General features: G+C 57.7%; 24 protein-coding genes and 1 tRNA gene. 17 read left to right on the forward strand and 8 right to left on the reverse strand.

Translation table 11 applies throughout. The annotated features are described in order from the left end of the window. Positions 1-4 precede the first annotated feature (4 nt). On the reverse strand, positions 5-463 hold the full coding sequence (locus tag ABLU95_RS14900) for a YbaK/EbsC family protein (RefSeq protein WP_023291881.1): 459 nt from the start codon (positions 461-463) through the stop codon (positions 5-7). 333 nt (positions 464-796) lie between these two features. On the opposite strand from ABLU95_RS14900, the gene ABLU95_RS14905 reads away from it, so the two are divergent. Then, positions 797-2,140: a PTS cellobiose transporter subunit IIC gene (locus ABLU95_RS14905; protein ID WP_002887650.1), complete on the forward strand. Its 1,344-nt coding sequence runs from the start codon at positions 797-799 to the stop codon at positions 2,138-2,140. A 53-nt stretch (positions 2,141-2,193) separates the two neighbouring features. Here ABLU95_RS14905 and fhuF read toward each other — a convergent pair whose 3' ends face one another. The 3 genes from fhuF to ABLU95_RS14920 form a co-directional block, all read right to left on the reverse strand. Then, the gene (gene fhuF, locus ABLU95_RS14910; protein WP_348879878.1) at positions 2,194-2,982 is read right to left on the reverse strand and encodes a siderophore-iron reductase FhuF; all 789 of its coding nucleotides are present in this window, start codon (positions 2,980-2,982) and stop codon (positions 2,194-2,196) included. 106 nt (positions 2,983-3,088) lie between these two features. Continuing rightward, positions 3,089-4,135: a GGDEF domain-containing protein gene (locus ABLU95_RS14915; RefSeq protein WP_023291883.1), complete on the reverse strand. Its 1,047-nt coding sequence runs from the start codon at positions 4,133-4,135 to the stop codon at positions 3,089-3,091. A gap of 23 nt (positions 4,136-4,158) precedes the next feature. After that, positions 4,159-4,329 carry a hypothetical protein gene (locus tag ABLU95_RS14920; RefSeq protein ID WP_072096669.1) on the reverse strand — a complete coding sequence of 57 codons (171 nt, stop codon included), beginning with the start codon at positions 4,327-4,329 and terminating at the stop codon, positions 4,159-4,161. 70 nt (positions 4,330-4,399) lie between these two features. Here ABLU95_RS14920 and ABLU95_RS14925 point away from each other — a divergent pair, with 70 nt between their 5' ends. Next, positions 4,400-4,639, forward strand: a complete 240-nt coding sequence (locus ABLU95_RS14925) for a DUF1435 domain-containing protein (RefSeq protein ID WP_065883327.1) — start codon at positions 4,400-4,402, stop codon at positions 4,637-4,639. A 21-nt stretch (positions 4,640-4,660) separates the two neighbouring features. On the opposite strand, the gene ABLU95_RS14930 is transcribed toward ABLU95_RS14925, so the two are convergent. After that, positions 4,661-4,747 (reverse strand) — tRNA-Leu (locus ABLU95_RS14930). Positions 4,748-4,918: 171 nt separating this feature from the next. After that, the gene (rsmC, locus tag ABLU95_RS14935; RefSeq protein WP_101993060.1) at positions 4,919-5,947 is read right to left on the reverse strand and encodes a 16S rRNA (guanine(1207)-N(2))-methyltransferase RsmC; all 1,029 of its coding nucleotides are present in this window, start codon (positions 5,945-5,947) and stop codon (positions 4,919-4,921) included. A 102-nt stretch (positions 5,948-6,049) separates the two neighbouring features. On the opposite strand from rsmC, the gene ABLU95_RS14940 reads away from it, so the two are divergent. The 13 genes from ABLU95_RS14940 to deoD all read left to right on the forward strand — a co-directional run bounded on the left by ABLU95_RS14940 (position 6,050) and on the right by deoD (position 18,529). Beyond that, entirely contained in the window at positions 6,050-6,463 is a 414-nt protein-coding gene (locus ABLU95_RS14940; protein WP_004886506.1) for a DNA polymerase III subunit psi, read from the forward strand. Then, on the forward strand, positions 6,432-6,878 hold the full coding sequence (gene rimI, locus ABLU95_RS14945; protein WP_044525302.1) for a ribosomal protein S18-alanine N-acetyltransferase: 447 nt from the start codon (positions 6,432-6,434) through the stop codon (positions 6,876-6,878). The genes ABLU95_RS14940 and rimI overlap by 32 nt, the downstream gene beginning before the upstream one ends. 14 nt (positions 6,879-6,892) lie before the next feature. Then, on the forward strand, positions 6,893-7,570 hold the full coding sequence (gene yjjG / locus ABLU95_RS14950) for a pyrimidine 5'-nucleotidase (RefSeq protein WP_023291888.1): 678 nt from the start codon (positions 6,893-6,895) through the stop codon (positions 7,568-7,570). Positions 7,571-7,660: 90 nt separating this feature from the next. Then, positions 7,661-9,250, forward strand: a complete 1,590-nt coding sequence (gene prfC / locus ABLU95_RS14955; RefSeq protein ID WP_218810392.1) for a peptide chain release factor 3 — start codon at positions 7,661-7,663, stop codon at positions 9,248-9,250. Between the two features lie 219 nt (positions 9,251-9,469). Further along, positions 9,470-10,090 (forward strand): molecular chaperone OsmY, encoded by a 621-nt coding sequence (gene osmY, locus ABLU95_RS14960; protein WP_017901234.1) that lies wholly within the window; start codon positions 9,470-9,472, stop codon positions 10,088-10,090. 129 nt (positions 10,091-10,219) lie between these two features. Beyond that, a complete protein-coding gene (locus ABLU95_RS14965) occupies positions 10,220-10,381 on the forward strand; it encodes a DUF1328 family protein (protein ID WP_002887716.1) in 162 nt (53 codons plus the stop codon). Positions 10,382-10,534: 153 nt separating this feature from the next. After that, positions 10,535-11,608, forward strand: coding sequence for a patatin family protein (locus tag ABLU95_RS14970; RefSeq protein ID WP_023291890.1), 1,074 nt, complete (start codon positions 10,535-10,537; stop codon positions 11,606-11,608). After that, positions 11,605-12,399: a metal-dependent hydrolase gene (locus tag ABLU95_RS14975; RefSeq protein WP_218810391.1), complete on the forward strand. Its 795-nt coding sequence runs from the start codon at positions 11,605-11,607 to the stop codon at positions 12,397-12,399. The genes ABLU95_RS14970 and ABLU95_RS14975 overlap by 4 nt, the downstream gene beginning before the upstream one ends. A gap of 129 nt (positions 12,400-12,528) precedes the next feature. Continuing rightward, positions 12,529-13,806, forward strand: coding sequence for a NupC/NupG family nucleoside CNT transporter (locus ABLU95_RS14980; RefSeq protein ID WP_218810390.1), 1,278 nt, complete (start codon positions 12,529-12,531; stop codon positions 13,804-13,806). 415 nt (positions 13,807-14,221) lie between these two features. After that, complete coding sequence (deoC, locus tag ABLU95_RS14985; RefSeq protein WP_032452384.1) at positions 14,222-15,001, forward strand: deoxyribose-phosphate aldolase; 780 nt, start codon at positions 14,222-14,224, stop codon at positions 14,999-15,001. 109 nt (positions 15,002-15,110) lie between these two features. Then, positions 15,111-16,433 (forward strand): thymidine phosphorylase, encoded by a 1,323-nt coding sequence (gene deoA, locus ABLU95_RS14990; RefSeq protein WP_032429093.1) that lies wholly within the window; start codon positions 15,111-15,113, stop codon positions 16,431-16,433. Positions 16,434-16,485: 52 nt separating this feature from the next. Then, positions 16,486-17,709: a phosphopentomutase gene (gene deoB / locus ABLU95_RS14995; protein ID WP_023291895.1), complete on the forward strand. Its 1,224-nt coding sequence runs from the start codon at positions 16,486-16,488 to the stop codon at positions 17,707-17,709. A 100-nt stretch (positions 17,710-17,809) separates the two neighbouring features. Further along, positions 17,810-18,529, forward strand: coding sequence for a purine-nucleoside phosphorylase (gene deoD / locus ABLU95_RS15000; protein ID WP_002887789.1), 720 nt, complete (start codon positions 17,810-17,812; stop codon positions 18,527-18,529). 85 nt (positions 18,530-18,614) lie between these two features. Here deoD and lplA read toward each other — a convergent pair whose 3' ends face one another. Both lplA and ABLU95_RS15010 read right to left on the reverse strand, forming a co-directional pair. Then, a complete protein-coding gene (lplA, locus tag ABLU95_RS15005; protein WP_087848854.1) occupies positions 18,615-19,631 on the reverse strand; it encodes a lipoate--protein ligase LplA in 1,017 nt (338 codons plus the stop codon). After that, positions 19,631-20,278: a YtjB family periplasmic protein gene (locus ABLU95_RS15010; protein WP_087848855.1), complete on the reverse strand. Its 648-nt coding sequence runs from the start codon at positions 20,276-20,278 to the stop codon at positions 19,631-19,633. The genes lplA and ABLU95_RS15010 overlap by 1 nt, the downstream gene beginning before the upstream one ends. 104 nt (positions 20,279-20,382) lie before the next feature. Here ABLU95_RS15010 and serB point away from each other — a divergent pair, with 104 nt between their 5' ends. Together serB and radA are read left to right on the forward strand one after the other, a co-directional pair. After that, a complete protein-coding gene (serB, locus tag ABLU95_RS15015) occupies positions 20,383-21,354 on the forward strand; it encodes a phosphoserine phosphatase (RefSeq protein WP_023291898.1) in 972 nt (323 codons plus the stop codon). A 9-nt stretch (positions 21,355-21,363) separates the two neighbouring features. Continuing rightward, positions 21,364-22,746: a DNA repair protein RadA gene (gene radA / locus ABLU95_RS15020; RefSeq protein ID WP_023291899.1), complete on the forward strand. Its 1,383-nt coding sequence runs from the start codon at positions 21,364-21,366 to the stop codon at positions 22,744-22,746. Positions 22,747-22,761 lie beyond the last annotated feature (15 nt).

Consider the following 22,761-nt stretch of genomic DNA (forward strand, 5'->3'; position numbering starts at 1 on the left):
GCGGCTATATGCATACGTCTACCCATGTTGCATCGGTGAGCTGCGCCATTCGTTCTGGTTCAATGCGAACGGCGCTGTGAATAGCTCCCGCTGCGGGTAGCACCTCCTGATAGTGCCTGAGCGAGACGTCACAGAAGACGGCCAGCGGATTTTCCAGACCAAACGGGCACACGCCGCCAACCGGATGGCCGGTCCAGGTTACCACCTCGTCGCTGCTCAACATACGCGCTTTAGCGCCAAAGGTCTCTTTCAGCTTTTTATTATCCAGCCGCGCATCGCCCCTGGCGACGATCAGTACAATCTTATCTTTGATCTTGAGCGACAGCGTTTTGGCTATTTGTCCCGGCTCAACGTTGTGCGCGGCAGCGGCAAGCGCCACAGTGGCGGTACTCTGGTTTAACTCAATAATTTCGATATCGGGGGCGTGTTCGGCAAAAAACTGCCGTACAGACTGCAGACTCATTGGATTCTCCTGATTTAAGGCTGGTTAAATCTGTCACAAGCCTGGCGGAGTGTAAATATCAGCGCGGACAATCCAGATTCTTTCTATTTTGTCGATCTCCTTCACATTCACCGTAACCGGTTACAGTAACCGGTTGCGGTTATCTGCATTGAGATGAATACTGGAACAGTCACTTCTCCTTTTATTTATAACAAAAGAGCCGTGTATGAATCGTTGTGTTATGGGCAGTATAGCCGGTAATCCACCCGCGGCCTGCTGCATCAATAAGCGGTCATCGTAACGGCAGGGTAATCGTTGTTGGGCCAGTATCAATAGCCTGTCAGGAGGGCTACTATGTCTGCTAACCATGCTGCGTTTAATTTGATATTTCGCTTTGTAGAAAATTACATAAGCCCCATAGCAGGGCGGATCTCATCGCAGCGTCACGTCATGGCTATCCGTGACGGTTTTATCTCCGCGATGCCGTTTATGATCGTCGGATCGTTCCTGCTGGTGTTTGCTTATCCTCCTTTCTCCCCGGATACCACCTGGGGTTTTGCCCGCGCCTGGCTGGATCTGGCAAAAGAGTTTGAGGGGCGCATTCTGACCCCCTTTGATATGACGATGGGGATCATGTCGATCTACATCTGCGCGGCAATCTCTTACAACCTCGGTAAGCACTACGAGAAATCCAATCAGCTCGATCCCTTTATGTGCGCGATGCTGTCGATCATGGCCTTTTTACTGATTGCCGCGCCGAAGACGAATGGCACGCTGCCGGTGGATAGCCTCGGCGGAACAGGGATCTTTACCGCCATTCTGGTGGCGATCTACTGTGTGGAGATGATGCGTTTTCTCAAGGCGCATAATATCGGTATCCGTCTACCGGATCAGGTCCCACCGATGATCAAAAATTCCTTTGATCTGTTGATCCCGGTGCTTGTGGTTGTGCTGACGCTCTATCCGCTGAGCCTGTTTATTCAGCACCATTTTGACATGCTGATCCCGCAGGCCATTATGGCAATTTTCAAACCGCTGGTTTCGGCAGCCGATTCCCTGCCGGCGATCCTGCTGGCGGTCCTCATCGGCCACCTGCTGTGGTTTGCCGGGATCCACGGTGCGGCGATCGTTTCCGGGATGCTGCAGATGTTCTGGCTGACCAACCTTGGTATGAACCAGCAGGCGCTGGCCCAGGGCGCGCCTCTGCCGCATATTTTTATGGAGGCGTTCTGGACCTTCTTTATCGTGGTCGGAGGTTCCGGTGCCACCATGGGGCTGGTGTTCTGCTATCTGCGCAGCCGCTCAGCGCATTTGCGCTCCATTGGGCGTTTAAGCGTGGTGCCAAGCCTGTTTAACATTAACGAGCCGGTCATCTTTGGGACGCCTATCGTCATGAACCCGGTGTTCTTTATTCCGTTCCTGCTGGCGCCGATGGTGAATGCGGTGTTGGCCTGGGCGGCAATGAAGCTGGATCTGATTGGCCGCGTCATCTCCGTGGTACCGTGGACGGCGCCGGCGCCGATTGGCGGTGCCTGGGCGCTGGGCTGGGATTTCCGGGCGGCGATTCTGGTCATCGTTCTGGCCTGCGTGTCGGCGATTATCTACTTCCCGTTCTTTAAGGTGTATGAGAAGCAGCTGCTTGCTCAGGAAGCGGAAGAGGCTGAACGGGCGGAGCAGGAGAGTCAGCAGACCGCATAATAAATAGTGACCGGGCGGCCACAGACCGCCCGTTGCTTATTGTAGACAGGGCGTTATTTTAACGTGCAGTCGCCGCACTGTTGGACGTCCGGCAGGCGATAGCGCTGGCAGCAGGTGCGTCGGACTAACTGTCCTTCACGCAGCACAACCGTTCGCCATAGTGGGTTATCCTGACCATCGGCGAGTTGTTTTTCGAAGAAACAGTGCTGGCGCAGGGCGGCAAGCTGCTCATCCCCCAACAGCGCGCGCATTTCCCCAAGATACCAGTTAATCAGATAGCCAGTATTGCTCCAGATAAGTTTGCCATTGATCTCGCCCGTGGCTTCCAGCGCCTCAATAACCGGCTGCAGGGTGCGCGTCACCAGGGCATCCATTCGCGACAGCGGTGACAGTCTCTCAATACCGGCATCGCTATGGACATCAATCCAGAAACAGGCCGCCCTGCCGCTTTCGTGAAATTCGACGTGGAAATGTTCCGGCGCCAGGCTGAGACCCTGTGGTTCATTGAGCAACGCCAGCATCAGCGGCGGCACCAGCAGACCGATATACCATTGCGCCCAGAGCGAGAGCAGAGGTTTTGCTTCCCGTGTCAGCGTTGGCTGATGACGATAGATATGATCGGAATAAGTGGCCAGCAGAGAGCGTAAGGCGGTGGGTTGCGACCACTCGGCAAGCGTCAAAGCGTGCCCTGGAGCGGATTCATCCAGGCGCAGGAAATCGAGCAGATGGGTGCGAAGGGTGGCGATTTTTTCCCGAATACTCTCCGCCAGGGCGCGCTCAGCCGTCGGCAAAGGGGCCCGCCAGATAAGTTCATCGCTGAGAGGAAGGGAACGCCAGGCCATTCGATTTCCAGATACAAATCTAAATGATAATGATTCCTGATATTAGTTGTTTGCAGGCGGCATGGCAAGAATTTTGTCGGCGCCACGATGCCGCGGCGCGCGCAGGTTAACTGGCCAGAATAATGTTGCGGCCTTTATTCTTAGCGTCATAGAGTGCGCCGTCGGCGCGCGCCAGCGCTTGCTCAATATTGTCATCAATGAGCGGCGTCAGGCCAATACTGATGGTCACGTTGGTGGCGACGCTCTCATTAAACATATGCGGGATTTTCAGGTCATAGACCCGCTGCCGAATACGTTCGGCAGCCTGCCAGGCCGTTTCTTCGCTGCTGTTGGTCAGCAGCACCATAAACTCCTCTCCGCCAAAGCGGGCGACAATATCGCGCGAGCGTACGGCGTTGCGAATGGCAGCAGAGACGCGAATGAGCGCCTGGTCGCCCATCATATGACCATAGTGATCGTTATAGGCTTTGAAATGATCGATATCGAGGAGCAGCACGAAGTGGTTGTCGCCGTCCAGCGCCAGCAGGGTATCGAGGCGATTCTGCAGTCCGCGGCGGTTATACAAACCGGTCAGAGGATCCAGCATACTGAGATCGTTGAGGGTGTTGCGTTCCTGCATGAGTTTATCCATTAATCCTTGTGTGAAGGCATCGCTGCGCTTCTGGATAATATTTTGCAGGGTAATACCGGCAATAGGCAGCATAAAACAGTAAGTCATGCGCAACCATTGTTCCCCCTCCGCCATTATCAGGCAGGCAAGGAAAGTCGGTAAAGAGTGGAGGGTAAAGGCAGTGATATTATTGGAAAAAGCGATGGTGCCGATAAACAGAATGCTTAATAGGGCGATCACCAGAAAGTTAAAATGCGGCGGTGTCAATAGCATCGCCTTTGTCACTACGTGCCATGCCCATAGCATGCCAAATAACAACGAGATAGCGGGAATATTTATTTTCGATTGCGGCCATTTCCAGTGCCAGAGCAACAGCAACCCGCTGCAGGCCACGATGAGGGCGCAAGGCAGCGTAAAACGAACTACCGTAAATAGGGGGGTGACCAGCGACAGAGAGGATGAAATGAAATTAAGCAGTAAAAAAAGCCGTAAGGAATATTGATATTTTTGTGCGTAGTGTGCTCGCCAGGTTTGTGCAGTCATATCGGAAGAATCATTATTAGTCGTTAAATTTCAAAATGATGAAAGCCAAAAATGAAGAGTCTGATAACAATGTGCAAAAAAAGGTTATTTGCAAAATAAGAAAAATATTTAATATATATCGATAATCCGCTTAATTTATCACCTTCATGAATGTATGTCATTACCGCGAACGTAAAGAATAAGGCGCAGAGCACATCGCAAATGACAAATGATAAAAATTATCATATGATATTGGTTATCATTATCGTTGTGAGAGGTGAAACCATGCTGCAGCGAGCATTAGGAAGCGGTTGGGGAGTCATCGTTCCCGGCGCGCTGATTGTCGCTCTCGGGTATGCCGGGGTGTCGGCTGACGTATGGCGGACGCTGGTCGCGGTGGGCATGCTGATGTCCGCGGCGATGATATGGCATCGTCAACTGCGCCATTTTATTCTGCTGCCATCGTGCGTTGCACTGATTGGTGGAATAATGCTGATGATTGTGGATATCAAACTGAGGGGATAACGCCGGGAGAGGGAAGAATATTGGTGCGAGGGGGGGGACTTGAACCCCCACGTCCGTAAGGACACTAACACCTGAAGCTAGCGCGTCTACCAATTCCGCCACCTTCGCATACCATCGACACTATGAAAGTATCGTTACCACGGAGGCGCATTCTAGTGGTTTTCGGCGACACGTCAATAGTTAATTATGCAGGTTGTATCGATTGCTGCAAAAATGGGCGGATTTGCCCGCAGGAAGCGCCAGCGGTACCAGAAACGGGCCGCCGGCGTGAGAAGGCGACTATTTTTTCGCCTGACGGGTCATGATGGTGCGATAGACCTTAAAACGTCCGGTCTGGGCGATCACCTCATGGAAGCCGAACGTCTCATCCAGCACCTGCGGATACGGCAGGAAGGCGTTGGCGACAATGCGCAGCTCGCCGCCGCTGTTCAGATGGCGAACCGCGCCGCGGATCAGCGCCTGGGCGGCTTCGAGGCTGGTCTGCAGCCCGTCATGGAATGGCGGGTTGGAGATGATCATGTCGAAGCGACCATTGACCTCGGAGAAGACGTTGCTGGCAAACACATCGCCAGCCAGGCCGTTGGCGGCAAGCGTCGCGCGGCTGGCTTCGACCGCAGGGGCGCTGACGTCGCACAGGGTCAGGCGCACTTTCGGCGAATGGCTGGCCAGCGCGGCGGCCAGCACGCCTGCGCCGCAGCCGACGTCCAGCACTTTCCCTTTGGTATGCGGCTCGAGGGTGGAGAGCAGCAGCTGGCTGCCGACGTCCAGCCCGTCGCGGCTAAAGACGCCAGGCAGGGTTTTAATCGTCAGATTATCCAGTGTGTATTCGCCCCAGAAGGCATCGGCGTCGAAGGCGGGCTGCTTTTCCAGTCGGCCATGATAGAGGCCACAGCGGCGGGCGCTATCCACTTTGTTTAATGGCGCGTATTCAGCCAGCATCTGCTCCGCGCTGCGGACGCCGCTGCGGTTTTCACCGACGACGAAAATGTCGCTTCCCACCGGCAGCAGAGAGAGCAGGTTCATCAGCTGGAACTGTGCCTCTGGTTTATTTTTTGGCCAGTAGTAGATCAGGGTGTCGCATTCGGCGACGTCAGCGGCCTCAGCCACTAAGCTAAAACGGACGTTGTCACCCATCTGGCGGTTGAGGACCTGCCAGTGGTGGAACTGTTGGGTGTGGGCGCGGCTGGCCGCGGTATCCAGACGCGCAGGCAGGTCATCCTGCAAGTCACCGGCAAACAGAACGCGGGCGGACTCGAAATCATCACTGTGGCGCAGCAAGACTTCACTTGCCGGGGTAAAAGCGGACATGAAACACTCCTTCATTAAGACTGGCGCCGATTATAGTAGTTTGTTGGCGCAGATACGACGGATTTGCTATATTGCGCGCTTGTTTAACAGGAGTGTTTCGCTATGACATCCCGACGAGACTGGCAACTACAGCAGCTGGGCATTACCCAGTGGTCGCTGCGCCGACCGGGGGCGTTGCAGGGCGAAATCGCTATCTCGCTTCCTGAACATATTCGTCTGGTGATGGTGGCGGAAACCCCGCCGTCGCTGACAGAGCCGCTGATTGGCGACGTATTGCGCGCGCTGGCCGTGACGCCAGATCAGGTCCTGCAGCTGACCCCGGAGCGGGTGGCGATGCTGCCGCAGGACAGCCGCTGCAACAGCTGGCGGTTGGGCACAGAGGCGTCGCTGCCGCTGGCGGGCGCCCAGGTGTCCACCCCCGCTTTTGATGAACTCCAGACCAGCGCGCCGGCTCGCAGGGCGCTCTGGCAACAAATCTGCGCACATGAACACGATTTCTATCCTCAGCACGGCTGATTTAACCCGAGCCTGGCAAATCGAAACCCGCGCCCACGCTTTCCCGTGGAGCGAACAGACCCTGGCCAGTAACCAGGGGGAACGCTATCGCAACTATCAGCTGTCGGTGGATGGCGAAATGGCGGCGTTCGCCATTACGCAAGTGGTGCTGGATGAGGCGACGTTGTTCAATATCGCGGTCGATCCCGCTTACCAGCGCCGTGGCCTGGGGCGAGCGCTGCTGGAACACGTCATTGACGAAGTCGAAAGGCTCGGCGTCGTCACGCTATGGCTGGAGGTGCGCGCCTCCAACGTTGCCGCTATCGCGCTGTATGAAAGCTTAGGCTTCAATGAGGCGACGATTCGCCGCAACTACTACCCGACGGCCGACGGGCGCGAAGACGCCATTATTATGGCTCTGCCAATCAGTATGTAAGACAAGGTGATACGATGAAATGGGACTGGATTTTCTTTGATGCCGATGAAACGCTGTTTACGTTTGATTCTTTCAGTGGCTTGCAGCGGATGTTTCTCGACTACAGCGTGACCTTTACCGCCGAAGATTTTCAGGACTATCAGGCCGTGAATAAGCCGCTATGGGTGGATTACCAGAACGGCGCCATCACCTCGCTGCAGCTGCAGCACCAGCGCTTTGACAGCTGGGCGGAACGTTTGAATGTGCCGCCGGGGGAACTCAACGACGCGTTTATGAATGCGATGGCGGAAATCTGTGCGCCGCTGCCGGGCGCGGTCTCTCTGCTCAACGCGCTGCAGGGCAAGGTCAAGATGGGCATCATCACCAACGGCTTTACCTCGCTGCAGCAGACTCGTCTGGAGCGGACCGGTTTACGCGATCACTTTGATTTGCTGATTATTTCTGAAGAAGTGGGCGTCGCCAAACCGGACGCGCGCATTTTCGATTACGCGCTGGCGCAGGCGGGTAACCCACCGCGCTCGCGGGTGCTGATGGTCGGCGATACCGCCGAGTCGGATATTCGCGGCGGCGTGAATGCCGGACTGGCGACCTGCTGGCTCAATGCGCATCAGCGCGAGCTGCCGGCGGACCTCGAGCCGGACTGGACGGTGACCTCGTTAAGCGAACTGGAGCAGCTCCTGTGTAAACACTGATTGCCTCCCCCCCGTTGATGGGTAAAATAGCCGCAATTTTTCGTATTCCACATGCGTGGCTCATGGCCGCGTTTACTTAGAAGATTAATTATGACGTTGTCTCCTTATCTGCAAGAGGTGGCCAAACGCCGCACTTTTGCCATTATTTCTCACCCGGATGCCGGTAAGACCACCATCACCGAAAAGGTGCTGCTGTTCGGACAGGCGATTCAGACCGCCGGTACCGTAAAAGGTCGTGGCTCCAGCCAGCACGCGAAATCCGACTGGATGGAAATGGAAAAGCAGCGTGGTATCTCGATCACCACCTCGGTGATGCAGTTCCCCTATCATAACTGTCTGGTGAACCTGCTGGATACCCCGGGGCACGAAGACTTCTCGGAAGATACCTACCGTACCCTGACGGCGGTGGACTGCTGCCTGATGGTGATTGACGCGGCAAAAGGCGTCGAAGATCGGACCCGTAAGCTGATGGAAGTCACCCGTCTGCGCGATACGCCGATCCTCACCTTTATGAACAAACTCGACCGTGATATCCGCGATCCGATGGAGCTGCTGGATGAAGTGGAGAACGAGCTGAAAATCGGCTGCGCGCCGATTACCTGGCCTATCGGCTGCGGTAAGCTGTTCAAGGGCGTCTATCATCTCTACAAAGATGAAACCTACCTGTATCAGACCGGTAAAGGCCATACCATCCAGGAAGTGCGCATCGTGAAGGGGCTCAACAACCCGGATCTCGACGCGGCGGTGGGGGAAGATCTGGCGCAGCAGCTGCGCGACGAGCTGGAGCTGGTGCAGGGCGCGTCGAACGAGTTCGATAAAGATCTGTTCCTGGCCGGGGAAATCACCCCGGTGTTCTTCGGAACCGCGTTAGGTAACTTCGGCGTTGACCATATGCTGGATGGCCTGGTGGAGTGGGCGCCGGCCCCGATGCCGCGTAACACCGACACCCGTGAAGTCACCGCGACGGAAGAGAAGTTCACCGGCTTCGTGTTTAAAATTCAGGCCAATATGGACCCGAAACACCGCGACCGCGTGGCTTTCATGCGCGTGGTGTCAGGTAAATATGAGAAAGGCATGAAGCTGCGTCAGGTGCGCATCGGTAAAGACGTGGTGATCTCCGACGCGCTGACCTTTATGGCCGGCGACCGTTCGCACGTTGAAGAAGCCTATCCTGGGGATATCATCGGCCTGCATAACCACGGCACCATTCAGATTGGCGATACCTTCACCCAGGGCGAGATGATGAAGTTCACCGGTATTCCGAACTTCGCACCGGAACTGTTCCGTCGTATTCGCCTGAAGGATCCGCTGAAGCAGAAACAGCTGCTGAAAGGGCTGGTTCAGCTCTCTGAAGAGGGCGCGGTGCAGGTCTTCCGTCCGATCGCCAATAACGATCTGATCGTCGGCGCCGTGGGTGTGCTGCAGTTTGACGTCGTCGTGGCGCGCCTGAAAAGCGAATACAACGTGGAAGCGATTTACGAATCGGTCAACGTGGCCACCGCGCGCTGGGTTGAATCCACTGACGTGAAGAAATTCGAAGAGTTCAAACGTAAAAACGAAGTTCAGCTGGCGCTGGATGGCGGCGATAACCTGACCTACATCGCCCCGACGATGGTCAACCTGAACCTGACGCAGGAGCGTTATCCTGACGTGGTGTTCCGCAAAACGCGCGAGCACTAATCCCTGACGAAGCGCGGCGCAGGCCGCGCTTTTTTCTTCTTCCGCCCGCGCTTCCCTCCTTCTGGAAAGTTCTTAAAACGCCGCTAATTCGTCTGTTTTTTATCCATATCCTCCGCAACCCCTTCGCCTGTCTACTATATTTAATTCGTGTTTTTAAAAATGCTGGCGTAATTCACTGCGATAAGACGCCAGCGCTGGTGAAAAAACGAGGACATCACGATGACCAGACTAAAGAATGCCAATATGTTGCTGGCGCTCTTCTTAGGCTTAGCCGCGTTGAACGCCTCGGCAGAGACGGAAAAAACAACGGTAGACAGTGCGAAGTCAGCTGCCAGCAATGCGGGAGAGGCGGTAGACAATTCGATTAATAAAGTCGGCGATTTTATGGACGACAGCACTATTACCGCACGGGTAAAGGCGGCGCTGATCGACCATAAAGATATTAACTCCGGCGATATTTCGGTGAAAACGGAAAACAAAGTGGTCACCCTCAGCGGCGACGTCACCAGTGCTGAACAGAAAAGTCAGGCGCTGAGCGTGGCAAAAGCGGTCGAAGGCGTCTCTCAGGTCAACGACAAGCTGACGGTGCAGCACAAATCGTCGAGTGAGACGGCGACGCTGAAAGGCTATGCCGGGGACACCGCTATTACCAGCGAAGTGAAGGCTAAGCTGCTGGCGGATGACATTGTCCCTTCGCGCAATGTGAAAGTCGAAACTAACGCCGGCGCAGTGCATCTGACCGGTACGGTGGCTTCCGCGGCGCAGGCTGAGCGCGCCGCAGAGATTGCGAAAGCGGTTTCCGGTGTGAAAAGCGTCCGCAACGATCTTAGCGTGAAGTAAATCGAGTTATTAACAAAAGTGTTGTCTGGCCAAGGTTGCCGAACGAATAGCAGCACCCACTGAGCGATGAGCTTTCCAGAAAGGGTGCGCAAACCGCTGTTCACCGTCCATTATGGTAAGGAGAAAAGTATGTTTCGATGGGGAATTATTTTTCTGGTCATTGCATTAATTGCTGCGGCCCTGGGCTTTGGTGGTCTGGCGGGTACTGCCGCTGGCGCCGCGAAAATCGTCTTTGTCGTCGGGATTATCCTGTTCCTGGTGAGCCTGTTTACAGGACGCAGACGTCCGTAGAGGGACAACAATCCGGGCGATGCTGAAGCCTGAGCGTTTTTACTGACACGTCGTCTTACACAAAGCCAGTCCTGCGGACTGGCTTTCGCGGTTTAAGCGATGGGCAAATTGCGTTACCTTGTCAGGAGAAGACTAATCGAACAGGAAAGCAGGGTGGGGCAACGCATTCCCGTTACGCTGGGCAATATCGCCCCGCTGGCGGTTAAACCCTTCCGACCAGGCAAGCTGGCGCTGGTGTGTGAAGGCGGGGGACAGCGAGGGATTTTCACCGCCGGGGTTCTGGACGAATTCATGCGCGCCGGATTTAACCCCTTTGACCTGATGCTGGGGACCTCAGCGGGGGCGCAAAACCTCTCCGCTTACATGTGTAATCAGCAAGGCTATGCCCGCAAAGTCATCACACGCTACACCACCTCACGCCAGTTTTTCGATCCGATGCGCTTTGTGCGCGGCGGCAACCTTATCGATCTCGACTGGCTGGTGGAGGCCACCTCGCAGCAGATGCCGCTGGCCATGAACTATGCCGAAACGCAATTCGCGCTGGGCAAAGAGCTGTGGATGTGCGCCTGTCGCGGCGACGATTACTCCGCCAGCTATTTTTCACCGACGCCGCAAACCTGGCTGGATCTGATCCGCGCCTCCAGCGCCATCCCCGGATTTTACCGCAGCGGCGTGCTGCTTGACGGCGTTAGCTACCTTGACGGCGGCGTCAGCGATGCGATACCGGTACAGGAGGCGGCCCGCCGCGGCGCTCAGACCATCGTGGTGATCCGCACTGTCCCTTCGCAGATGTTTTACACCCCGGAGTGGTTTAAGCGGATGGAGCGCTGGCTGGGGGAGAGCAGCCTGCAGCCGCTGGTCAATCTGGTGCATCATCACGAAACCACCTATCGCGCCATCCAGCAGTTCATCGAAAAACCGCCCGGCAAACTGCGGATCTTCGAAATCTATCCCCAGCGGCCGCTGCGCAGCATGGCGCTTGGCAGCCGACTGCCGGCGCTGCTGGAGGACTACAAAACCGGACGCCAGTGCGGCCGTTATTTCCTGGCCACCGTGGGTAAACTGCTGGCCGACCGGCCGCCGCTGTTGCGCCACGCGCCGCGTATCGCCCGGCCTGCGCCGGTGGTGGTGCCGCCGGTGCCGGTGGCCAATGAAGCGCCGCAGGCGACCATCATCGCTGCGCCGCAGGCCAATGACGCAAGCTTTAATCATGAGGATCTGGCGTGACGCACCGTTTTATCGATACCCACTGCCACTTCGATTTTCCCCCCTTCGCGGAAGATGAGGTCGCCAGCCTGGCGCGTGCGGCGCAGGCCGGCGTCGGGCGAATTATCGTTCCGGCCATCTCCGCTGAGCGTTTTAGCCGCGTGCTGGCGCTGGCGGCGCAGCACGAGGCGCTGTATGCCGCGCTGGGCCTGCATCCGATTGTCATCGAGCAGCACACCGATGAGGGGCTGGCGCAACTGGAGGCGTCGCTGGCGCAGCGCCCGCCAAAACTGGTGGCGGTGGGGGAGATTGGTCTCGATCTCTATCGCGACGAGCCGCAGTTCGATCGTCAGCAGGCGCTGCTGGAAGCGCAGCTGCGTCTGGCGAAGCGTTACGATCTGCCGGTGATCCTCCACTCCCGACGCACCCACGATAAGCTGGCGATGCTGCTGAAAAAACATGCCCTACCGCGTACCGGGGTGGTACATGGCTTCGCCGGCAGCCTGCAGCAGGCCGAGCGTTTCGTGCAGCTTGGCTATAAGATCGGCGTTGGCGGCACCATTACCTATCCCCGCGCCAGCAAAACCCGCGAGGTGATGGCGCGTCTGCCGCTTTCAGCCCTGCTGCTGGAGACCGATGCCCCGGATATGCCGCTCAATGGCTTCCAGGGACAGCCCAATCGCCCGGAGCAAGCTGCGCGGGTATTTGACGCCCTGTGCGAACTGCGGTCGGAGCCGCCGGCAGCCATAGCCGAAGGGATAATGCGCAACACGCTCGCCTTGTTTTCCCTGCCCTCCGGCACTGTATGGTGATCGAATTCTCATAATTGTTCATCCATATCATTGATTTGCGTAAAATGTGTGAAGCCTGGCAGGCAGGATAGTTTCATGCCGATATAATCACGCCGTTAGTGCTGGACTATCAAAACACAGGGAATCTGTATGCAAATCCTCATGGGACTTATCGGCATGGTGGCGCTGTTGGCCATTGCTGTGCTGCTCTCCAATAATCGAAAAGCCATTAACCTGCGTACTGTGCTCGGCGCCTGGATAATCCAGGTGGGTATCGGCGCGTTGATATTGTATGTACCGGCCGGGCGCTCGGCGCTGTTAGCGATGTCGAACGGCGTCGCCCGCGTAATTGCCTATGGCAATGAAGGGATCGGTTTCATCTTCGGCGGGCTGGTCTCCGATAAAATGTTCGAGGTGTTTGGCGGCGGCGGCTTTGTCTTTGCCCTGCGCGTGCTGCCGGTGATCGTCTTCTTCTCGTCGCTGATTGCCGTGCTTTATTACCTGGGCATTATGCAGCTGGTCATTCGCATTCTCGGCGGCGCGCTGCGGGCGGTACTGAAGACCTCGCGTACCGAATCGCTGTCGGCCACGGCGAACATCTTCGTTGGTCAGACCGAAGCGCCGCTGGTGGTGCGTCCTTATATCGCCACTATGACCCGCTCGGAGCTGTTTGCGGTCATGTGCGGCGGCCTGGCCTCGGTGGCAGGTTCCGTGCTGGCGGGCTATGCGCAGATGGGCGTTCCGCTGGAGTACCTGATTGCCGCGTCGTTTATGGCGGCGCCGGGTGGATTGCTGTTTGCCAAAATTATCGTACCGGAAACGGAAACGCCGGACGATAACCCGGCTCATGACCGCCAGAGCGCTGACGCGGATAAACCGGCCAACCTGCTGGACGCCGCCGCCTCCGGCGCCGCGTCTGGTATGCAGCTGGCGCTCAATGTCGGCGCGATGCTGCTGGCGTTTATCGCGCTGATCGCCCTGCTGAACGGCATTCTGTCCGGCGTCGGCGGCTGGTTTAACCATCCGGAGCTGTCGCTGCAGATGATCCTCGGCTGGGTCTTCTCACCGCTGGCATGGGTGATCGGCGTGCCGTGGCACGAAGCGACGGTCGCGGGGTCGTTTATCGGCCAGAAGCTGATCATTAACGAGTTCGTGGCCTATATGAACTTTGGCGAGTATCTGAAGGCGGACGCCGAGGTGGCGGCGGCCGGGCTGCAGGTTATTTCAGATCACACTAAAGCCATTATCTCTTTCGCGCTGTGCGGATTCGCTAACCTGTCATCGATCGCCATCCTGATTGGCGGCCTCGGGGGGATGGCGCCCAACCGGCGTCAGGATATCGCCCAGCTTGGGCTGCGTGCGGTGGCGGCGGGGACGCTATCTAACCTGATGAGCGCCACCATCGCCGGGGTTTTCCTCGCCCTCTAAGCCAGTTCCCTCAACCAGCGGCCGCCGCGTCGCTGGTTTTATTGAATTTGTGAAAATCCCATCATTTCTGGCTTTTGGAAAAATAGCATATATTTCAAAACATAATAATTTCATCACCGGCTGGGTGGGCAAAATGTGCGCCACGGTGTCGAGAGTCTCTGTCATTGTGTGTTAGAATTATCACATCCTCATTGGGTGCGGAGTTTCGATTATGCTTAAGAGGGGCGTGAGGATAATTGCCGCGGTATGCGCTGATATTTTGTGATTAAAGTCACATTACAGTAATGCAAATTAGTAAGTAGTTTTCATTAACTGTGATGAATGTCGAAGTGTAGCGGCGAGTGAATGTTACAATAGTAACAGACTCGCAAGGTGAACAAACTATTGAACCGGCACTGCGCCGGCGGAGTATGAAATGACTGATTTAAAAGCAAGCAGCCTGCGCGCGTTAAAACTGATGGACCTGACCACCCTGAACGACGACGACACCAATGAGAAGGTGATTGCCCTGTGTCATCAGGCGAAAACCCCGGTGGGTAACACCGCGGCGGTCTGCATCTATCCGCGCTTCATCCCGATTGCCCGTAAAACGCTGAACGAGCAGGGAACGCCGGAGATCCGCATCGCTACGGTCACCAACTTCCCGCACGGTAATGACGATATCGACATTGCGCTGGCGGAAACCCGCGCGGCGATCGCTTACGGCGCCGATGAAGTGGACGTGGTGTTCCCGTACCGCGCGCTGATTGCCGGTAACGAGCAGGTCGGCTTCGAGCTGGTGAAAGCCTGTAAAGAGGCCTGCGCGGCTGCCAACGTGCTGCTGAAAGTGATCATCGAAACCGGTGAGCTGAAAGAAGAAGCGCTGATCCGTAAAGCGTCTGAAATCTCTATCAAAGCCGGGGCCGATTTCATCAAAACCTCGACCGGTAAAGTGCCGGTGAATGCTACGCCGGAAAGCGCGCGCATCATGATGGAAGTCATCCGCGATATGGGCGTTGAGAAAACCGTTGGTTTCAAACCGGCGGGCGGCGTGCGCAGCGCGGAAGATGCGCAGCAGTTCCTGGCGATCGCCGATGAGCTGTTTGGCGCCGACTGGGCCGATGCCCGTCACTACCGCTTTGGTGCCTCCAGCCTGCTGGCCAGCCTGTTGAAAGCCCTGGGTCACGGCGACGGCAAGAGCGCCAGCAGCTACTGATTGTCAGACATTGCCGGATGACGCTTCGCTTATCCGGCCTACAGGATCGTAGGGCGGGTAAGCGTAGCGCCACCCGCCACCATTCACCCGATTCCTCATGGGGGTTACCGTGTTTCTCGCACAAGAAATTATTCGTAAAAAACGTGATGGTCAGGCATTAAGCGATGAAGAGATCCGCTTTTTCATCAACGGCATCCGCGACAATACTATCTCAGAAGGGCAGATCGCCGCGCTGGCGATGACCATCTTCTTCCACGATATGTCTATGCCGGAGCGCGTTTCGCTGACCATGGCGATGCGGGATTCCGGTACCGTTCTGGACTGGAAAAGCCTCAACCTTAACGGCCCGATCGTCGATAAACACTCCACCGGCGGCGTCGGGGATGTCACTTCGCTGATGCTGGGGCCGATGGTGGCCGCCTGCGGCGGTTATGTGCCGATGATTTCCGGCCGCGGACTCGGCCATACCGGCGGTACCCTGGATAAACTGGAAGCGATCCCGGGCTTCGATATCTTCCCGGACGACAACCGCTTCCGCGAGATTATTAAAGATGTCGGCGTGGCGATTATCGGGCAGACCAGCTCCCTCGCTCCGGCGGACAAACGTTTCTATGCCACCCGCGATATTACCGCGACGGTGGACTCCATCCCGCTGATCACCGCCTCGATCCTTGCCAAGAAGCTGGCGGAAGGGCTGGATGCGCTGGTGATGGACGTCAAAGTCGGCAGCGGCGCGTTTATGCCGACTTATGAACTTTCCGCCGCGCTGGCGGAAGCGATCGTCGGGGTCGCCAACGGCGCCGGCGTGCGCACCACCGCGCTGCTGACCGATATGAACCAGGTGCTGGCTTCCAGCGCCGGGAACGCCGTTGAAGTTCGCGAAGCGGTCCAGTTCCTGACCGGCGAATACCGCAATCCGCGTCTGTTCGACGTGACGATGGCGCTGTGTGTGGAGATGCTGATTTCCGGCAAGCTGGCGGCGGACGATGCCGACGCGCGCGCGAAGCTGCAGGCGGTACTGGATAATGGTAAAGCGGCGGAAGTTTTTGGCCGTATGGTCGCGGCGCAGAAAGGACCGAGCGACTTTGTCGAGAATTATGATCATTATCTGCCGACGGCGATGCTGAGCAAAGCAGTCTATGCTGATACCGAAGGTTTTGTCAGCGCGATGGATACTCGCGCGCTGGGTATGGCAGTGGTTTCTATGGGCGGCGGCCGCCGTCAGGCATCAGACACCATTGACTATAGCGTTGGCTTTACCGAGATGGCGCGTCTGGGTGACCGCGTGGACGGACAGCGTCCGCTGGCGGTGATCCATGCCAAAGACGAGAACAGCTGGCAGGAGGCCGCGAAAGCGGTCAAAGCGGCCATTAAACTGGACGATAAAGCTCCAGAAATTACACCGACAGTCTATCGCCGTATCACCGAATAGCGATATACTGATCTGATCGCTTTTTTGCAGCGCAAGATGTATGGAGAACAAGATGAAACGTGCATTTATCATGGTGCTGGACTCCTTTGGGATTGGCGCAACGGAAGACGCAGACCGCTTTGGCGACGTCGGCGCCGATACCCTGGGACACATTGCGGAAGCCTGCGCCAAAGGCGAGGCTGACCACGGCCGCAAAGGCCCGCTGAATTTACCGAACCTGACCCGTCTGGGGCTGGTGAAAGCGCATGAAGGCTCTACCGGTAAAATTGCCGCCGGAATGGATGGCAATGCCGAAGTGATTGGCGCCTGGGCCTGGGCGCATGAACTCTCTTCTGGTAAAGATACGCCGTCCGGCCACTGGGAAATCGCCGGCGTGCCGGTGCTGTTTGACTGGGGCTACTTCAGCGATCATGAAAACAGCTTCCCGCAGGAGCTGCTGGATAAGCTGGTGAAACGCGCCAACCTGCCGGGCTACCTCGGCAACTGCCACTCTTCCGGGACGGTGATCCTCGATCAGCTCGGCGAAGAGCATATGAAAACCGGGAAACCGATTTTCTATACCTCCGCTGACTCCGTGTTCCAGATCGCCTGTCACGAAGAGACCTTTGGCCTCGACAAGCTGTATGAGCTGTGCGAAATCGCCCGTGAAGAGCTGACCGAAGGCGGCTACAACATTGGCCGCGTCATCGCTCGTCCGTTTATCGGCGATAAAGCCGGTAACTTCCAGCGTACCGGCAACCGTCACGATCTGGCGGTCGAACCGCCGGCGCCGACCGTGCTGCAGAAGCTGGTTGACGAGAAGAACGGCCACGTGGTGTCTGTCGGTAAGATAGCGGACATCTACGCAAACTGCGGCATCACCAAAAAAGTGAAAGCCACCGGGCTGGACGCGCTGTTCGACGCGACCATCAAAGAGATGAAGGAAGCCGGCGACGAGACTATCGTCTTCACCAACTTCGTCGACTTTGACTCCTCCTGGGGCCACCGTCGCGATGTCGCCGGCTACGCGGCGGGTCTGGAACTGTTTGACCGCCGTCTGCCGGAGCTGATGGAGCTGGTAGGGGAAGACGACATCCTGATCCTCACCGCCGACCACGGCTGCGACCCGACCTGGACCGGTACCGACCACACCCGCGAGCATATTCCGGTGCTGGTGTACGGCCCGAAAGTGAAACCAGGATCGTTAGGCCACCGCGAAACTTTCGCGGACATCGGCCAGACGCTGGCGACATACTTTGGTACCTCGCCAATGGCCTACGGTAAAAACATGCTGTGATGCAATTGCCCGGTGGCGCTCAGCGATCCGGGCCTACGGTTTTGTCGGCCGGGTCAGGCGTAGCCGCCCGGCAAAAACAACAATGTAAAAGGAACTGAAGATGGCAACTCCTCACATTAACGCAGAAATGGGCGATTTCGCTGACGTAGTCTTGATGCCGGGCGACCCGCTGCGCGCCAAGCACATTGCAGAAACCTTTCTCGAAGACGTGCGTGAAGTGAACAACGTGCGCGGCATGCTGGGCTTCACTGGCACCTATAAAGGCCGCAAAATCTCCGTCATGGGCCACGGGATGGGTATTCCGTCCTGCTCTATCTACACCAAAGAGCTGATCACCGATTTCGGCGTCAAGAAAATCATCCGCGTCGGCTCCTGCGGCGCGGTGCGCGAAGACGTCAAACTGCGCGACGTGGTGATCGGTATGGGCGCCTGCACCGACTCCAAAGTGAACCGTCTGCGTTTTAAAGACCACGACTTCGCGGCGATTGCCGATTTCGGCATGGTGCGTAACGCGGTAGACGCGGCGAAAGCGCTGGGCGTTGACGCGCGCGTCGGCAACATCTTCTCTGCAGACCTGTTCTATACCCCGGACCCGTCCATGTTCGACGTGATGGAAAAATACGGCATCCTGGGCGTGGAAATGGAAGCGGCGGGTATCTACGGCGTGGCGGCGGAATTCGGGGCGAAAGCGCTGACCATCTGCACCGTGTCTGACCATATTCGTACCCACGAGCAGACCACTGCCGCGGAGCGTCAGACCACGTTCAACGACATGATTAAAATCGCGCTGGAATCCGTGCTGCTGGGCGATAAAGAGTAAAAGCTGTTGTGCCGGGCGGCGGCTTCGCCTGACCCGGCCTGCGGTTTTCCAGGCCCGCTAAGCGCTACGCCAGCGGGCTTTTTTTTTAGCGTACCGCGCCGGCAATCCACACCGACAGCGCTTTGAGTTCCGCTTCCTGCTCCGGGAAGTCCTCCATCAGCGCCTCACACTGCTGTTGCAAAACCTCAGCCCGATACTGACAGCCGATTAAGCGTTCCGCCAGCGCCTCCAGCGGCGCCGGATTCAGGCTATCGGTAAAGGCCTGCGCGCGGGTGATATGGCCCTTCTCAACGTCAAAATGCAGCTCGACGCCGCCCCAGGGGAAGCGCTCGTCCAGCAGGTGGGAAAAGGCGGGCGCCTGGCCGAAGTTCCACTCCCAGCTGCTCTGGCGAGCGAAAGTGTCGGCAAAGTTCGGCAGGTCCGGCGTGTTGTCCGGGGAGATCACCTCGGCGTCTACCCGTTCGGCGTAATGGCTGAAGAACGCCTCCTGGATCGCCTCGCAAACTTGCTGATGGGTAATGCCCGGCAGCAGCTCAACCAGGTTCGCCACCCGCCCGCGCACCGAGGTAATGCCTTTAGCCTGCAGCTTTTTCTGGTCCGGGTTGAGGTAGTTGGCGAGACGGCTTAAATCGGCGTTGAGCAGCAGGGTGCCGTGGTGAAAACCGCGGTCCATGGTTTCACGATAGGCTGAGCCGGAGACTTTGCGGTCGCCGCTGTCGGTTTTGACCACCAGATCGTTGCGCCCGGAGGCGTCGGCGGTTACGCCAAGTGAATTGAGCGCCGCCAGCACAATAGCGGTGGAGACGGTTTTGTCGTACTCCGGTTTGCCTGCCATAAAGGTAAAGCAGGTATTGCCGAGGTCGTGGAACACCGCGCCGCCGCCGCTGCTGCGACGGGCCAGCCGCACATGATCTTCCTCCATGCGGCGGGTATTACACTCCTTCCACGGGTTCTGCGCGCGGCCGATGACCACGGTATCGGCATTGCGCCACAGGAACAGCACCCGCTGGGTGGCGGGCATCTGGCGGAAAATGCACTCCTCGACCGCCAGGTTGAACCACGGGTCGTAAGAGTCAGAAAGCAGGAGGCGCAGTGTGGACATTATAGATTTCCTTTCTTTTCATCGTCTTCATCCTCAACCGGCTTGTTGGCGGTGAGCAGGAAGGGCGATTGCTGCCAGCGGGTGCGTTTGCCCTGCAGCAGCGTGCGGGTCAGTACCACGCCGATGGCCAGGGACAGCAACAGCATCAGGCGTAAAATATTGGTGGTATTATCCACCTGCTTCGCCTCGGTCGCCAGCGTATGGGTATCGAGGGTCAGACGCAGGTAGCCCAGCGGGCCGTTTTTTCCCGGCACCGGCTCGACAATCTGCTGGTTGAAGTAGCCACCGGCTTTCTTACCATCCAGCGCCAGCCGGTCGCGAACCTCGACGCTTTCGCCAGAGCGCGCCACCAGGTCGCCCTGGTCGTCATATACCCCGGCGTCCAGTACGCGGCTGTTGTGGGTGAGCTGCGTCAACAGCTGATTGATGCGCTTTTCGTCCGGCGTTTCGCTGCGCATCAGCGGCGTGAGATTCAGCACCACCTGCTGCGCCAGCGTGCGGGCCAGCTCTTCCAGCTGCGGATTGCGTTGTTTCTGACTGTTCTGACTGAACCACGAGGCGCCCTGCATCAGCGCGACGAGCAGGGCGAGACAGATAAGGACAATGACCGCACGATGCAGCCGGAATTTCAGTTTTGCGCGAACCATATTCCACCTTTGAAAATTTGCAGCTTAATGTTGCCAGAAGCGCTGGTTACAAGGTAGCCTCATGCGTTATTTTCCTCGCCTGAATGAAGAGATGTGGAGCCGTAATGCCTAACAGTTTGACCTGGTGCGACCTGCCTGAAGACGTTTCCCTGTGGCCTGGGTTGCCGCTTTCCCTGAGCGGTGACGAGGTCATGCCGCTGGATTATCACGCCGGGCGCAGCGGCTGGCTGCTGTACGGGCGTGGGCTGGATAAACGCCGTCTGACGGACTGGCAGCGTGAGCTGGGCGCCGCGTTAGTGATCGTCGCCTCCTGGGTGGTCGAAGATTACCAGGTGATCCGCCTGGCCGGTTCGCTGACCCCCCGTGCGACGCGGCTGGCGCATGAGGCGGGGCTGGACGTCGCGCCATTGGGTAAAATCCCTCATCTGCGCACCCCGGGACTGCTGGTGATGGATATGGACTCCACGGCGATCCAGATCGAATGCATCGATGAGATCGCGAAACTGGCCGGCACCGGCGAGCTGGTATCGGAAGTGACCGAGCGGGCGATGCGCGGGGAGCTGGACTTCACCGCCAGCCTGCGCCAGCGCGTGGCGACGCTGAAAGACGCTGATGCCAGCATTCTGCTGCAGGTTCGCGACGCGCTGCCGCTGATGCCGGGCCTGGCGCAGCTGGTGCTCAAGCTGGAAACGCTGGGCTGGAAGGTGGCGATCGCCTCCGGCGGCTTCACCTTCTTCGCCGAGTATCTGCGCGATAAGCTGCATCTCGACGCGGTGTTCGCCAACGAACTGGAGATCCGCGACGGCAAGCTCACCGGCAACGTGCTCGGCGATATCGTCGATGCCAAATACAAAGCCAATACGCTGCGCAAGCTGGCGGAAAAGTATGCGATCCCAACGGCGCAGACCGTGGCCATCGGCGATGGCGCCAACGACCTGCCGATGATTAAGGCTGCCGGGCTTGGCATCGCGTATCATGCGAAGCCTAAAGTGAATGAACAGGCGGAAGTGACTATCCGCCACGCTGACCTGATGGGGGTATTCTGTATTCTCTCGGGCAGCATGAACCAAAAGTAAGAGGTAAACGTGGCGAAAGCTCCAAAACGCGCATTTGTCTGTAATGAATGTGGTGCGGATTACCCGCGCTGGCAGGGGCAGTGCAGCGCCTGCCATGCCTGGAATACCATCACCGAGATGCGCATCGCCGCGTCGCCGCAGGTGGCGAGAAACGAGCGTTTGTCAGGCTACGCCGGTCACGCCGGCGTCTCGAAGGTGCAGAAGCTGTCAGACATCAGCCTGGAGGCGCTGCCGCGTTTTTCCACCGGTTTTAAAGAGTTTGACCGCGTACTCGGCGGCGGCGTGGTGCCGGGCAGCGCGATCCTGATTGGCGGTAACCCCGGCGCGGGGAAATCGACGCTGCTGCTGCAGACGTTGTGCAAGCTGGCGGAAGGGATGAAAACCCTGTACGTCACCGGCGAGGAGTCCCTTCAGCAGGTGGCGATGCGCGCCCATCGCCTTGGGCTGCCGACGGCGAACCTGAACATGCTGTCGGAAACCAGCATTGAGCAGATCTGTCAGATTGCCGAGGAAGAAAAACCGCAGCTGATGGTGATCGACTCTATCCAGGTGATGCATATGGCCGACGTTCAGTCGTCGCCGGGCAGCGTCGCCCAGGTACGTGAAACGGCGGCCTACCTGACGCGCTTTGCCAAAACACGCGGCGTGGCGATCGTCATGGTCGGCCACGTCACCAAAGACGGTTCGCTGGCCGGCCCGAAGGTGCTGGAGCACTGTATTGACTGCTCGGTGCTGCTGGACGGCGATGCCGACTCCCGCTTCCGCACTCTGCGCAGCCACAAAAACCGCTTTGGCGCGGTGAACGAGCTGGGCGTCTTCGCCATGACCGAGCAGGGGCTGCGCGAAGTGAGCAACCCATCCGCTATCTTCCTCAGCCGGGGAGATGAAATCACCTCCGGCAGCTCGGTGATGGTGGTCTGGGAAGGGACCCGCCCGCTGCTGGTGGAGATCCAGGCGCTGGTGGATCACTCGATGATGTCCAACCCGCGCCGCGTGGCGGTGGGGCTGGAACAGAACCGTCTGGCGATCCTGCTGGCGGTGCTGCATCGCCACGGCGGCCTGCAGATGGCCGATCAGGACGTTTTCGTCAACGTGGTCGGTGGGGTGAAGGTCACGGAAACCAGCGCCGATCTGGCGCTGCTGCTGGCGATGGTCTCCAGCTTGCGCGATCGCCCGCTGCCGCAGGACCTGGTGGTCTTTGGCGAAGTGGGGTTGGCTGGCGAAATTCGCCCGGTGCCGAGCGGACAGGAGCGTATCTCCGAAGCGGCGAAGCATGGCTTCCGCCGCGCCATCGTCCCGGCGGCCAATGTGCCGAAAAAAGTGCCGGAAGGCATGCAAATCTTTGGTGTGAAAAAGCTTTCAGACGCGCTAAGCGTTTTTGACGACTTATAATAAGTTAAAAGGAGA

This window comes from Klebsiella sp. GG_Kp146 (assembly GCF_040061975.1).
In the GTDB taxonomy this organism is placed as follows: Bacteria; Pseudomonadota; Gammaproteobacteria; order Enterobacterales; family Enterobacteriaceae; genus Klebsiella; species Klebsiella quasipneumoniae.